The 14,074-nt window shown below is 36.3% G+C and carries 16 protein-coding genes; 1 reads left to right on the forward strand and 15 read right to left on the reverse strand.

The features are described from left to right. The 13 genes from eutJ to R9X47_RS09290 all read right to left on the reverse strand — a co-directional run bounded on the left by eutJ (position 1) and on the right by R9X47_RS09290 (position 11,415). Entirely contained in the window at positions 1-822 is an 822-nt protein-coding gene (gene eutJ, locus R9X47_RS09230; RefSeq protein ID WP_432666511.1) for an ethanolamine utilization protein EutJ, read from the reverse strand. Positions 823-835: 13 nt separating this feature from the next. After that, positions 836-1,483: a phosphate propanoyltransferase gene (pduL, locus tag R9X47_RS09235; RefSeq protein ID WP_432666512.1), complete on the reverse strand. Its 648-nt coding sequence runs from the start codon at positions 1,481-1,483 to the stop codon at positions 836-838. Between the two features lie 24 nt (positions 1,484-1,507). After that, a complete protein-coding gene (gene pduA / locus R9X47_RS09240; protein WP_432403193.1) occupies positions 1,508-1,789 on the reverse strand; it encodes a propanediol utilization microcompartment protein PduA in 282 nt (93 codons plus the stop codon). Beyond that, positions 1,786-2,460, reverse strand: a complete 675-nt coding sequence (locus R9X47_RS09245) for a BMC domain-containing protein (protein ID WP_432666513.1) — start codon at positions 2,458-2,460, stop codon at positions 1,786-1,788. Before R9X47_RS09245 ends, pduA begins: the two co-directional genes overlap by 4 nt. 15 nt (positions 2,461-2,475) lie before the next feature. Beyond that, a complete protein-coding gene (locus tag R9X47_RS09250; RefSeq protein WP_432666514.1) occupies positions 2,476-2,928 on the reverse strand; it encodes a glycerol dehydratase reactivase beta/small subunit family protein in 453 nt (150 codons plus the stop codon). Next, positions 2,925-4,754, reverse strand: coding sequence for a diol dehydratase reactivase subunit alpha (locus R9X47_RS09255; protein ID WP_432666515.1), 1,830 nt, complete (start codon positions 4,752-4,754; stop codon positions 2,925-2,927). The genes R9X47_RS09250 and R9X47_RS09255 overlap by 4 nt, the downstream gene beginning before the upstream one ends. A 92-nt stretch (positions 4,755-4,846) precedes the next feature. After that, positions 4,847-5,359: a diol dehydratase small subunit gene (locus tag R9X47_RS09260; protein ID WP_432666516.1), complete on the reverse strand. Its 513-nt coding sequence runs from the start codon at positions 5,357-5,359 to the stop codon at positions 4,847-4,849. A gap of 15 nt (positions 5,360-5,374) precedes the next feature. Then, a complete protein-coding gene (locus tag R9X47_RS09265; protein WP_432666517.1) occupies positions 5,375-6,046 on the reverse strand; it encodes a propanediol/glycerol family dehydratase medium subunit in 672 nt (223 codons plus the stop codon). 28 nt (positions 6,047-6,074) lie between these two features. After that, positions 6,075-7,739 carry a propanediol/glycerol family dehydratase large subunit gene (locus R9X47_RS09270; RefSeq protein ID WP_432666518.1) on the reverse strand — a complete coding sequence of 555 codons (1,665 nt, stop codon included), beginning with the start codon at positions 7,737-7,739 and terminating at the stop codon, positions 6,075-6,077. 30 nt (positions 7,740-7,769) lie between these two features. Beyond that, positions 7,770-8,570, reverse strand: coding sequence for a propanediol utilization microcompartment protein PduB (gene pduB, locus R9X47_RS09275; protein WP_432666519.1), 801 nt, complete (start codon positions 8,568-8,570; stop codon positions 7,770-7,772). Positions 8,571-8,616: 46 nt separating this feature from the next. Continuing rightward, a complete protein-coding gene (gene eutM, locus R9X47_RS09280) occupies positions 8,617-8,892 on the reverse strand; it encodes a propanediol utilization microcompartment protein PduA (protein WP_432403208.1) in 276 nt (91 codons plus the stop codon). Between the two features lie 335 nt (positions 8,893-9,227). Next, on the reverse strand, positions 9,228-10,331 hold the full coding sequence (locus R9X47_RS09285) for a response regulator transcription factor (protein WP_432666520.1): 1,104 nt from the start codon (positions 10,329-10,331) through the stop codon (positions 9,228-9,230). A gap of 178 nt (positions 10,332-10,509) precedes the next feature. After that, positions 10,510-11,415, reverse strand: a complete 906-nt coding sequence (locus R9X47_RS09290) for an SMR family transporter (RefSeq protein WP_432666521.1) — start codon at positions 11,413-11,415, stop codon at positions 10,510-10,512. Between the two features lie 273 nt (positions 11,416-11,688). Between R9X47_RS09290 and R9X47_RS09295 the strand changes: the two genes are divergently transcribed. Beyond that, entirely contained in the window at positions 11,689-11,931 is a 243-nt protein-coding gene (locus R9X47_RS09295; protein WP_432666522.1) for an SHOCT domain-containing protein, read from the forward strand. A 102-nt stretch (positions 11,932-12,033) separates the two neighbouring features. Here the strand turns inward: R9X47_RS09295 and R9X47_RS09300 are convergent, their stop codons facing one another. Together R9X47_RS09300 and R9X47_RS09305 are read right to left on the reverse strand one after the other, a co-directional pair. After that, a complete protein-coding gene (locus tag R9X47_RS09300) occupies positions 12,034-13,107 on the reverse strand; it encodes an anti sigma factor C-terminal domain-containing protein (RefSeq protein WP_432666523.1) in 1,074 nt (357 codons plus the stop codon). Positions 13,108-13,137: 30 nt separating this feature from the next. Next, positions 13,138-13,830, reverse strand: a complete 693-nt coding sequence (locus tag R9X47_RS09305; protein ID WP_432666524.1) for an HD domain-containing protein — start codon at positions 13,828-13,830, stop codon at positions 13,138-13,140. Positions 13,831-14,074 lie beyond the last annotated feature (244 nt).

Below are 14,074 nucleotides of genomic sequence, written 5' to 3' on the forward strand. Positions count from 1 at the left end.
TCACTTTGTACAGTTCAGTGCTATACCTAAGGGCGTAACCAAAAGAGGTCTTGCAGGCTTTAGGGTTTCTATCCCAATCTCCTTATAAAATACCTTCTCAAATTCTGAAAAGCTGCAAGCCCCCCCTACAACATATATCTTTTCTACATCATATCCGCTTACATGCCTTTTAACGATAGATGCCATTTTTTCAACAACTGGTCTAACAATGGGGAATATCTCTCTTTCTCTCTTAGAATCTTTCTTTATTTTCTCTGCTTCTTCAAAGGTGGTCTTATAATTACCGGCTAATACCAAACTCATATGGGTTCCTCCCGTTGGCTCATCCGCTGTATATATTACTTCTCCATCTTTTAAGATACTTATTCCTGTGGTACCACCGCCAACATCTACCACTGCACCATCTGTTATCCCTAATACAGATGCCGCTGCTGTTGGCTCATCTATAACCTTTATAACATCCATATCTGCTGATTCTACGACATTTGCTATTGCCTTTACGTTACCGCCTACTGTCCCCGGTGGGATTGCAGTTGCTGCATATCTTAGGGTAATATCTAATGTATCTTCAACCTGCTTTTTAAGGTTTCTCACAATCTGAACAGCCCCTACATAGTCAACAACTAACCCATCCTTAACAACGGAAGCCGGATATGATGCTCCAGCAACAGGATTTCCTTTTTGATCTACAACTGAAAGTACAATATTAGCCGTTCCCAGATCTACTCCAACCTTTAAATCATTTTCATATTTATTAGATTTCTTTTCTGCTATAAGCCTATTAAAGCTTTCGATATATTCATTTACATTTCCAAGATTCATATGAGATTCCCCTTTAATCTCTGATTATTTTTACTTTATCACCGTTTGATAGTCCAGCTGCATTTGCCTCATCTGTATCTATGTGCATCTCTAAGGCATACTTCTCCGATATCCTTATAAGGACATTATAGAAAGCTACTTTTCTAACTCCATCAGCCACAACATTAACCATAGAATTATCTTCAAGCCCATATTTTTCTGCGTATTCCTTAGGCATATGTATATGTCTTAGAGCTGCAATCACGCCTCTATATTTTTGTATTGATCCTTTAGGTCCTTTTATTGTTATACCAGGAGTATCTTCTATCTTCCCCGACTCTCTCACCGGCGGCTTTATTCCTAGCTTAAAGCCATCAGTTAAAGATATTTCTATTTGTGTCTTAGCTCTAGTAGGGCCAAGAATCCTTACATTTTCAAACTTACCTTTTGGCCCAATTACTGTTACCTTTTCCTCAGCAGCAAATTGTCCTGGCTGCTTTAAATCCTTTAACTTTGTAAGCTTATAACCTTGACCAAATAGTATTTCAAGATCCTCTTGGCTGAGATGTATATGTCTATTTGAAACCCCAATGGGTATAGATTCTTCATCATTTCCCTCAGCTAATCTCTTTAAAACCTCAATCGTTATTTTCCTTATTATTTCTTGATTAATTTCACCCATAGGAATATCTCCTTTTTATAGATACTACTCAGCATCTACCTTTGGTAATATTTTCTCTGTATCCATATGTGGTCTAGCTATAACGTGAACAGAAACTAATTCTCCAACCTTATCAGCGGCTGTAGCTCCTGCATCGGTTGCTGCTTTAACGGCTCCAACATCTCCTCTTACCATTACAGTCACTAAACCAGAACCTATCTTCTCATATCCCAATAGTGTTACGTTAGCTGACTTAACCATAGCATCGGCCGCTTCGATTGCACCTACTAACCCTTTAGTTTCTATCATTCCTAATGCATCACTCATTGACTAGTCCTCCTTTTTTCTTGTTCATAATTAATACACAGCTTTCTAGGTTCACCCTTCTTTCTAGGGCATTTTGGATCTCCACATAAATTGCATATCTCTGTAGGCTTTTTATGTTCTTTCTCTATACTCTCGTTTTCCAGCTTTATAACAACGGCTTCAGAAACTGCCTTCTCTTTACTTTGTTCTTCTAGAATAGGCTTCTTTATAGCTTCAGAATCATCTGTGGCTTCTATAGCTTCATCTTTTACTATTTCCTTAGACTCCGATTCTTCTTGTATCTGAGTCTCTTCTATATTTTCAGCTTTCTCTGCTTCCTGCTGCTTTTCTATTGAATTAGCCTCTTTAGATTCTTCTTCCTTTTCTTTTAATAACCCAACGGTTTCCTCAGTTATTATCATCTTCTCTAAATCACTATGTGGTCTTGGTATAACCTGTTTACTCCATACCTTACTAACCTTCTCAGCTGCCATTACCCCTGCTTCAACAGCGGCTTTAACAGCACCTACATATCCCTCAATCTTAACCGTTACCATACCTCCACCCTTACTTAATTCATATCCAATGAGATTAACATTGGCGGATTTTACTGCTGTATCTCCAGCTTCTACGGCAGCGGCAAGACCTATGGTCTCGATAATTCCTAGAGCAAGTTTTGACAAGGAGAGCACCTCCCTTCATGGGTTTTATCTGATTCCCATCTTTCTAATGATCTCTTCTATAATAGTTTTGATTTCTAAATTTTCTTCCCTTCTTGTTATTTCTCCATTGCTAATGTCATGGACATTATCCTCCAGATTTTTAAGGGGCATTCCCTTTACAAGCCTAGCAGTATTTGAACCCAATGCCCTCAGCTTAGTTCCTTCAAGCTTTGTATTTATTTTAAATAAGGGTCTGTCTTTATTAAGCTTTACATAGTGTAATGAGACAAAACCTTCGTAGCTAATTCCAAGTCCTACATCTAATCTTGAATCCTGGGCAGCTTTATAACTTAAATCTATATCCGAATCCCCATCCATCATCTCTAACTCATAGGGAATTCCTTCTTCTTCGATTCCCCATAATAAATTAGAAAAATATCTAATATCCTTGATATTTGAAGAGTAATAAATTTTTATTGTAGGCTTATTTTCCTTCATATCTTATCTACCTCTTCTTTATATCCCAATACTAATCCCGTTGCCACAGCATTTCTAGGACCTTCACTACCTCTGATATTAGCTCTACCTGCCACAACACCATATTGCGATAGTGAATCTGTAACTAGTTGTGGAATCTCAAAATCTAAGGCTGAACCTCCTACTAACACGACATATTCTATATCCCTTATGTTTCCAGTAGGACACACCATAGTTAATGCTCTGATGGCATTAGTTACAAATACCTTTTCCTTAGCAGTTCTTCTAATAAACTTAATTTTCTCAAGGGAATTTTGCCCTGGGATAGGAACCATAGTTTCTTCCTTTAATATGATCACCCTTGCAAATACCTTTGGATCAAGGGGACTTTCAAAGAACTGCACTGAGCCATCTTCATGCCTTATGTGGAAAAGACTCTCAACCTTTGCAAGTGGATACTTCTTTATATCTTCAGCTAGATCAAAGTCTTCAAGTCCTAGCTCCGAATTGATAAGCATAGTAACCATATTTCCAGCTCCTGCTAAATGTATGGAGCTTATTTTTCTATCTCTGCTTATAAAGGACGCATCTGTAGATCCAGCACCCATATCAATTATTGCAAGAGGTGTATTACTACCAGGAGTTGTAAGGGCACCCCTTATGGCCATATCTGCCTCCACTCCCCCTACCTCTACTGCTACTTCCATCTCTTTTTTCAGCTCATCGGCTATCATCTGCATTTGCAGCTTATCTGCCTTAACCATAGCTGCAATACCTACTGCGTTTTCCATAGAAAACTCTCCAGCAAGACCTCCCTTTACTACCTGAGGTACAAATGTGTCTACAGCAAGAAGGTCCTGTATTTTTATAGATGAAGGATTCTGCTTTGTCAGGTCCGACATGACCTGTCTAACTCTTTCAAGCATCCCGCCTGCATTGGTTCCTGCTTCACCCTTTATATCCGCTATGGGTGCGCAGGTGCTTAATACCTTCATTATGGTCTGTGAGCCATCGTCTATATCTACAACTTTTTTTCTTTTTTCTCCCATAATATGAATCTTTCCAGCCGGTATCCTTCTCTCCTTAACATCACCCTTTGGTGTCTTTATAACAACCGCCGATCTGTTTCCGATCAAGGCCCTGGCAATGGGAACTATCATCTTTGTCTCCTCTGGACTTAGTTCAAATACTGTCGCTATACCATATGGGTTCGATAGTATTTCTACAACTCCACCAACGTGAGCTACCTCTATGGCAGCTCTCATACCCAAGGGCACTTTGTCTAGTAAGGTTACTTCATCGACAATTGGTATTGGCTTATCCAGCCTGTTGTTTATTAACACTCCGTCATCCTTTTGGACTATTGCCCCCTGAATATTTACTCCACTTTCTACAGCTTTATTTATTATTGATGCAGCATCACTAAAGTCTATTTCCTTTGATATCAGAACAATTATCGGCTTATCTTTCGGCACATTGCCAAGATGATTTATTGAAGTTGTGTATCCCACACCAAGGCCAATCCCACCAGGAGTCGAAGGATTATGGCCGATCATAGTGGATTCTGTAATGATGGTTTCTGTAATTGTTTCCATGGCTACATCTCCAATAACTGGAGCCGCCTCATTTATTCTTATCAGGTCCAGATCCTTTGTCTGATAACCTGCTTTATCTAAGGCCCTCTTCAACGATGAAAACACTCCATGAATATTTTCCCTTGTTCCCTTTATACCTGATGTTTTAACTATGCCACTGGATAGGAATTCAATTTCATTCTTTTCGTTCAGTCTAGCCAATGCTGTTTCTGTAGTGGCATTACCTATATCTATTCCAGCAATTAATCTCATAGCTTTACCTCCTGGCTAGCCTTATGTTCCAGTCTAAATTACATGTGCCCCCTGACAAACGACATAATATTGAAATTTGCCAGGGGTGTGGATTAATCTCTTTTCAACCTATTTCTTTCATCATAAACCTGAGCAGCTTCTCTAACAAATGCACCGTTTATTCTTGCATCATATTTGCTTTCAAGTTCCTCAGCTATATCTAAAAGTTCTTGCTTAGTAGAACGATATGGTCTTAAGGCATTGTATATTTCAAGAATCCTATCATCGGGCACTGCTATAAGCTCAGCTGCCCTTCTTAGATTTCTTGCAAAGGCGTCCTTTCCAACTGATTCAGATATTTGTGCCTGAAGTTCTAGGGTTTCAGGTGCTATTCTCACATCATTAGCCGTTATGCTTCCACTAAGAACTGCCTCAAGGGTTATATCCTCTAACTTTCTGTTTGTCGGAGTCTTAACTAGCTCCGGTCTTTTTTCAGCTAATGGATAATCCTTCTTTGCATCCATCGTGGAGTTACATTGTACTAACTTCTCACTTTTAACCTCGCTGTTTCCCATTGATATCATAACTTCTCTTATTATTTTTTCTATCATTTCATTTTGATTCATACTTTTCACCTCCGATTAATAAAAGCTTACCTCTAAGGTTACAGGTTTCTTATCTTGAACCACATGCTCAGTTTCCTTTATGTGTAAAAGTGCAGCTAATGCCTGATACTTTGGCCTAGCCATCTGATCATTTTTTGTTGGAACTGGATTTGGTGATTGCCCCTTAGCATATTTAGCAGCATTTTTACCGATTGCTCTGTAATCTTCCAAGGTTATTACCGGTGCCTGTGGGAAAAGCTCTAAATTACTTAACGGGAATAGGTCTTTCTGATGAATTACTGTTGTACCCTTAGATTGAATACCTATACCGATGCCAGAACCACTTATTTTTGCTGCATCATGGGCGATAAAGGAAACATCCGATGTTCTGTATACCTTTACAATTCTAGCCTCTACACCTTCTTCTTCAATACCAGCAATAAGCTCTCTTAGTACCTTTGAATGATCTATATCAGTAATAGTTTTCGTTTGATATTTACCAAAGGCTGGGGCAACTCCTATAACAACTTCATTCGATTTAGTTCCTACATTTGCATTTCCTTGTTCCTTTATATCTAGACCCTCACATTGGGTGTTTACCTTTTTTTCAAATGAATTGTTTTCGAACTTCATTTCATTTTCTTCTAAATCAAAACCCTTAAGGACTTCTTCAATAATTCCACGTAACATTTTTTCATCAAAATTCATTTAGCTAGCCTCCTCTCTACATCACCTTTTATTCAAAATCAGAAACTTTTCTAGCGTTTGGAATATTCTTTATTTCTTCCCATCTCTCGTCACTCATAACGTATCCAGTACCTGGTCCTGCATAGTCATTAGGATAGTTTACTGCACTTATTACATTAAAGTCCTTATCTAGGATTGCTGAAGTGTGAAGGTAATCCCCTGCAACCCTCTGCTTTAATAATGAAAGTACACTATCGGCAACGTCTTCAAAGCCCTTCTTGTAAAGTGCTTTAACTACATCGATTCCAGTTACTCCCCTTGCCATCATATCCTCTGCCGCCTTAAGATCTTCAACTACATTTCTATCTGGCATATCCTTACTTCCATGGGCGTAGGTTGCTGCCTCTACTTCTTCATCTGTAACCTGTGGAAGTCCTAGCTCATCAAATAAGGCTTGAATAACTCTTGCCGCCTTATTTCTTACCTTAATAACCTCATCCTCTGTAACAGGTCTAAGTCCACCATCTATCTTTAAATCCCTTTGAATTATATTCCAATCATCATAATCTTCAGCATCCCAGTTAGAGCCTGCAAACATGTTGTCGTAGTTTGGAACTGAGCTGTAACCGGAGCAAATAAAGTCAGTTCCAGGAGCCATCTGCATTAGGGATCTAGCTACTCTTCTTAAATCAGAGTGAGTAAAGGTCTGGTCATTACTTGATGCACACTCTAAGTCAAGCATCATACCAATTAGATTCTCAGCTAAAACGGCTCTTATACCGCCAGGAACCCCTGCTGGTACCCCAATACAGCTTACTGATCCATTTTGAGTTCCTTGAACACCGGCACCTCTAGTTACGTATAAACATCTTGCCTCTAGATAGAGCATAGATTTACCTTCTGCATAACCCATTTGAACCTCCGAGCCAGTTCCAGAAGTGAATCTCATTTTTAATCCTCTTGATGCATAGGCAGAAGCTAGGAATGATTTAGACCAAGGTGTGTCATCACCATCTACAAATACCGATTCAGTTCCATATACGGAAACTGTTTCCGCATATGCAGTAAGTCCTCTCATTCCAAGAATCAACTCAGTAGCCTCCTCAACAGCACATTGAGTCAGGATTCCTGGTCTACCAACCTGTGATCCTACCATTAAAGATAGAGCATTAAATGGTGCATAACGTACGATACCAACTGTAGTTTCTTGCTCATCAAATCCTCTGATAGATGCTTCAGCAGCATCGGCAGCTATTTGAACGGGGTGATCTTTTAGGTTAGTTACGTGACACTGATTTGAAGGTATCTTTCTAGCCCTCATTTTTTGAAGGGCCATCATCATTTCTACAACGTTCATATATCCTACAACCTCAACTATCTTGGCTGGGGTCATAGCAGTACTAAGTTTAACGATATCTACTCTAGGAACGTTTACATCGCAAAGCATCTTTGCAAGCTCCTGTGAGTTCATCTTCATAACCTTCTCAGCATTTTCTAAATTGATTGCATAATCTGCAACAAATCTATCTATCATATCAAAATCTTGTCGTTTCTTACCATCTAATTCGACAACTTTTCCATTTTCAATTTTTATACTAGGTTTTGGGTCATTAGGACTGTTCATTGCAATCAAACCAACTTCTGACCATTCTTCTACAAAACCATCTTGATTTACCGGACGCTCAGCTAAAACCTGGAAACGTTTAGATTTCATTAAAATTCCCTCCCTTTGTCTATTTATTTCCTATATGTATGGAGTAGTTACTGAAGGTGCTTCTCCAGCCATAGCTTCTAATAGTTGTAGTCCAACTTCTTTTGCAGCTATAAGGGACTGTCTAACAGCACCTGAGTCTCCACTGATTGTTAAGATTGCTTCATTTGAAAAACTAGTTCCTTTGGCAGGAGATGAATATCCTACAACATCTACATTTGCTGCCTTTACTGCTGTATCAGCCATAAGAACACCTATTGCCGCTGGAGCTCCAACTATCAGTCCAAAGGACTTTCCAAGGGGAGTGTTAAATGCTTGATTACATGCATAGCTTGCCCTAGCTGTGTATTGGAACTCTAAATGTCCTGCATCGTTGGCATATACATCGCCAAAGGTTCTATCTAATTCTTTTAATGTAACTTCCACAGCTCTTCTAGCATCGGATACATCTTCAGCTCCAAACAGGATTAGACATCCATGTCCAGCTCCTCCCTTTGTATCCCTAGCCAACTCAATACCTATGATTTCAGTATTAGTTGCCTTTACGGCTTCATCGGCAGCCATGATATGAGGACCTGCACCTGTACGAGCTCCAACTATACCTACTGAACGATATTTTTTATCTAAACCCATAGCATCATGTAGGTTGTAGTCTACATTTGCTATAACCATCCCTATACTATCTCCGATTGCAGTTCCTACAAATTCTGTAAGTCCGCAAGCTTTTGGTTCATTATTCTCTTCTACAGGATCACATTTGTTTTCTTCAACCTTTGACTCTCCAACCTTCTTCATTACCTCTTCCATAATTTTTTCCATTAAATTTTCTTGCATTTATTTACACCTCCATAAATATTTAAATTCTTAAGCCGTATTCTTCCTACTTACTCGGTAATATTTTCTCTACATCCGTATGTGGTCTAGGAATTACATGTACAGATACAACTTCACCAACTTTTTGTGCCGCAGCAGCACCTGCATCGGTAGCGGCCTTTACTGCTCCAACATCGCCTCTTACCATTACAGTTACAAGTCCTGATCCGATTTTCTCGTAACCAATCAACTGTACATTCGCTGCCTTAACCATTGCGTCAGCTGCCTCAATTGAACCTACCAATCCTTTCGTTTCCACCATACCTAATGCTTCATTACCCATACTAAAGCCCTCCTTTTTCTAATTGTTTTAATTTGATAAATGAATGCTTAAATAAAATTGACTATACATAGAAACCTTTTCCTGTGATTCTCTTTTGTTAATTCCTATTCAATTAATTCTTTTATCATGTCGAAAAACCTCGATACTAATTTGACCTCATACCGTAAAAATCCGACAATAGAAAAAGCACTTTATGTCACTTTTTTATCTACTTTTTTTAGTTAGAGATATTTTTTTGTTCTTGATGTGTAATTTTTTGTTCTGACTGTTTACAAAATAAAAAAAGTACACTAAGAATTTGATCTTAGTGTACTTTTTTGTTCAATTTTTATTTTTTAAATTTGCCACTTTCCATTGCTCATGGGTACATGCTTAGTCATTAAATTGCTTTTTAATTCCTTTTGCTTTTCTATTCTTTTTCTATTTCTATAATCAGAAGGAGTCATCCCCACTACCCTCTTAAAAACCTTGCTAAAATAATTGGACTCATTGTAGGATAAATCTACGGCTATATTTAGCACCGGCATATCTGTATTTTCCAATAGTTCCTTTGCTCTTTCAATCCTTCTACCCGTAATATATTTACTGATGTTAATATTTAGCTCCTTTTTGAATAGCTTACTTAGATAACTTGTACTTAGATTAACATAGTCAGCTACCTCCTCCAGAGTAATGCCCTTATGATAATTTTTCTCTATGTAGTTTAACGCAAGGAATAAATAGTTATCGGAATAACATATCTTCTTCTCCATTATCTCTTCAAATATTTCATCGAGTATTTTAAATAACCATTTTTTAATATCATAAATATCGGTCATAGAAGAAACATTAGAATCCAATTCATTATCGGAAATCGATCTCTTTTTTAGACCCATCCTATTCGACACATCTAACATGTTGTCAATTATCTTTCTTATACTTGATCTCAATCCTACATTATCAATAGAATTATTTCCACCTAAACTATAGAGCAATTCCTTTAATTTTTCCTTGGCTCCTTTGAAATCTCCGCATCTTATCTTGTTTGTAAAGTTTTGAATTTCCTGGGCTGAGAGACTTTCTCTTCTTTTGATGCTCTTTATGTGTCTCTTCATTGTTTCTACTATTACTTCTGGTCTAGCTGGCTTTAGTATGTAATCATCTGCTTTGGCTTTTATGGCTCTTTGTGCAAGGATAAATTCATCATAGGCCGTCAGTATTATCACTATTTTATCCTCGTCCCTACCCTTGATTATCTCCGTGGCTTCTATCCCATTCATTCCGGGCATTTTTATATCCATAAATATAATATCGGGATCAGTTTCTTCGCATAATTCTACTGCTTTTCTCCCGGAGCCCGCTTCTCCTACAACCCTTGCGCCTTCAATTCCTTCGTTTATGATAATTTTTAGTGCATGTCTTTCCAAATGTTCATCATCAACCAACAGCACTTTACACATTAGGCGCTCCCCCTTAGCCTATTTTTTTGTATTACAGTTTTTTACTCCCCATGCCGATTCCTTTAGTTCCTGTAATTTTATTAATTATTATTATATCATGATTAAAGATTATGGAATTGTAAATCCCACTATCAACTTGAAAATGTATGATAGTGGGATAATATAGTTTGGGTTTAAATCAAATATTTAAAAATATCAACGAGAGCATAATGACTCCTATGGCTACGTTCTGACTCTTACTCAGTTTCTCTTTAAATAATGTAATATTGATAATGTTTACAAGTAATATAGTTCCCGTACTAAAAATAGGAAATGCAATAGATGCTTTTAGTGAATTTAATGATCTTACTAGAAAGTAAGCCGTCAACTGATTAGGTATACCTACTAGGAGACCTATAATAATATCATTCCTTGTAATTTTCTTATTTTTTATGAATAGGATAATTGTACTTATAATCAGTGCAGTAATAAATAGAGAGAATATATAAAGTTCTTTATATTCAACCTGACCAAAACTTTGGTACATTTTAGAGTTAAAATCTCCCAAACCTCCTAAAATAAACAAGAATAGCAAGTCTATCTTCAGATTTTGTACAATATTCTTTTCTACAGACAAATTTATAATTAATATTCCAGCCACTGCCATCAATATCCCAAGTAATTGAAGCGCCGTCGGTATTTCTTTAAAGAAAAAGATGGAGAGAATTGTTGGGACTAGAACTCCTAGTTTCATGAATGTAGCAGAAAGCGCAGCACCATTCTTATTTACGCTATATTGGTATAACCAAAAACTCGAAAAATATATGCAGCCTGTAATACTTCCTATTATAATGGCCCAAGCTGCTGAGGCTTCATTTGAAAACATACTACCATTTGCAAATACTTCCTTGGCCTCACTTCCAAAAGAATAAAATAGCATTGTGCTGAAAATCTTCTTCTGGGGCAGCAGTAAATAGCTTATCATACAGGCAATAATATAGTTAAATGTTGTAATTGCCACTCTATTAGATTGCTTCTTCTCTGAAAACTTAAATATAACTGCTATCATACTGCTACAAAAAATTGCTGAAAATAGAGATATCATTTTCTTCACCCTTACTGACATTAAGTTTATATCATTTCTTAAATTTTATAACTACTTGTTTCCACAATTACTATAATATATGTATTCCGATAATTATGTCAAATAAACGTATAATAATTCATCTATATCTTTTATCGCTTCTTCATATTTCCTTCATAAGCTTATTTTATAATATACATATCAACTATAGAGATTCCAATCAAAGCTTAGAACTCTATATACATAGTTGTTATAAAACTATTAACATAACTTTATAGATAGGAGGTATGCATTATGTGTGGATTTTGGGGTTATGGCGTAGGCGGAAGCAGTTGGATGTGGATGGTTGGATTTGGTCTGGTCAGATTACTAATCATAGCTGCAGTTATCCTTTGGATCACTAAATTTGTTGTAAAAAACAACAGAAGACATAGTAATTTTTCAAATAATGCATTGAATATTTTACATGAGAGATACATTAATGGAGAGATTGATGAAGAGGAATATCTTCGCAAAAAGAAAGTATTAGATATTTAGCAAATGATTTGGACATAGATATATTTCAAGGTACTACCAAGTTTGAGGTAGTACCTTATTTTAGTATCGTACTAGGTATTCATAAGCCATAAATAACTTCAATTATTCCCAATTCCACAATCTAACTTCTCCAATACTTATTCCTCTAACCCATTCTTCATTTTTCAATTTTAGTATTTTCTTTGATGGTCCTGTAATTACTATACCGTATAGCTTTACACCATTTTCATCAATGTAATCTATTTTTTCTTGCAGATTTCGTACTTTGAAGGTCATCTTCTTAGCTATTAATTCATGCTCATTAACTAATTTTAGCGTCTTTATAAAGTTCTCATTTCGTAAATCAGCACTTCCATATGCCTCTAATACTGGTGAATGCCTACTTTCACTTATAATGCTAGTAAAAAACTTACCTTTCTCTACAGTTCTTTCTCCTAATATCATATCATCATGATGCCATATAGGGGAGTAGGGAAATCCTATTGTATTATGTATATGTCTTTTATACATTCCTGTATCAACAGCAAACCATAATAGGTCTAAATCTCTATCAACAAATTTTTTAAGAACTTCGTCCGTTTCGTAAAGTTTATCAAAGGATATATATGCTTCTGCTACAGTACCCTCAGGAAGCTTTTCGAGTCTCTCCCAATTGGTAAATTCATCAGATAAATATTGTTCTTTAGGATGGCAAAACCTATCCCAATTATCTTCGAATAGTTCTATACCATTGTCGCTTGGGAGTCCAAAAAGAAACTTAACATCTACATCACCTGCTCTCACTTCATCTTTCCCAACTTGCTTTATCAATTTTGCCTTCATTTTCATAGTAAAAAATTGTCCTATTTTAGTACCTCTTGATCTGAATTTTAAATTCGGTTCAGTAATGTAAAGAGTTGATTCTACAACGTCTTCGTATATTTCCATCCTATGTGGCTCACCTTGGGTATAGAAGGCATTGCTTAAAATAGTAGTAATCAGATTAAGCAAAATCATTATTATTATAGCTGTTAATACACCATTAAATCTAGTTTTCCATTTACTAACCTTTTGCTTCCTTTTGTCTTTTTTGTTATTTGGAAGTGGTTCTTTAGTTTTTTTATCCTTATCTATATTCAATTCTTCATCTAAAATTTCTTGGTGATTTTTAAATTCTTTATTAAAGTCATCTGACAAAACTCTCATCCCCCTCTATCTCTTCCCTGATTATCTTAATCCTTTTACTTCTTCCCCTAATCTCTCAAAAAAACTTTCCATATATTTTCTTCTTTCTTCTGCAATCTCTTTAGCTTTTTTGGTGTACAAACTCTCTGGGATTTTCTTGAATTTTATTTCAAATTCTATATTAGGTGGATGTTTTAATCTATTTTTAGGTTCATTTGATTCTGCTAAATTACTCTCCATTCCTTTATATTGAGACATATCATCATATAATTTGCTCCCATACTGAGCCGACATCATAAAAGTTCTCGCAATTCCTATGGCGCCCATACCATCTACCTTATCTGCATCAAACAGTATTTTAGCCTCTATTGTCTTTGGTTTACTATTACTTCTGTACCTATGGGATATAATGCAATGTTTTATTTCTTTAATAGTACTTTCTTCATATCCTAATCCTCTAAGTATGGAACCTGCCATCTCACTCCCTAATACTGCATGATTTGTACTACCGGTAGCATCTCTGTCTTCCTTCACTCTTGCTATATCATGGAGTAATATAGCTGGTACCAATACATCCATATCTACTTGTTTCTCACTCTTAGCAATTGACATTCCTAGATTACAAACCCTAAAAATATGGTCAATGTCATGGGCTGAACATGATAGTTCTTGCTTAACAATTTCTAATATCTTCTCATATTTCTTATCTATACTTAGATTAATATCTTTATTCATAGCCTACTCCTTAAATGATCTATTCTTTCATGGCTCATAATTAACCATTTGTTTCCACAATTACTATAATATATGTACTTTTATAATTCTGTCAAACGAGCAATTTATTTACAAACATCTTTACAACTATTTGTTTATATGAAATATTAGATATATATTATTTTGAGGTGTTGGAGTTTATGAAAACATATAATGATATGATAAAAAAATAGAACTACTTTTGTAGCTCTATTTTCTCCTATTT

Origin of the sequence: Wukongibacter baidiensis (assembly GCF_050888315.1) — a bacterium.
Classification (GTDB): domain Bacteria; phylum Bacillota; class Clostridia; order Peptostreptococcales; family Caminicellaceae; genus Wukongibacter; species Wukongibacter baidiensis.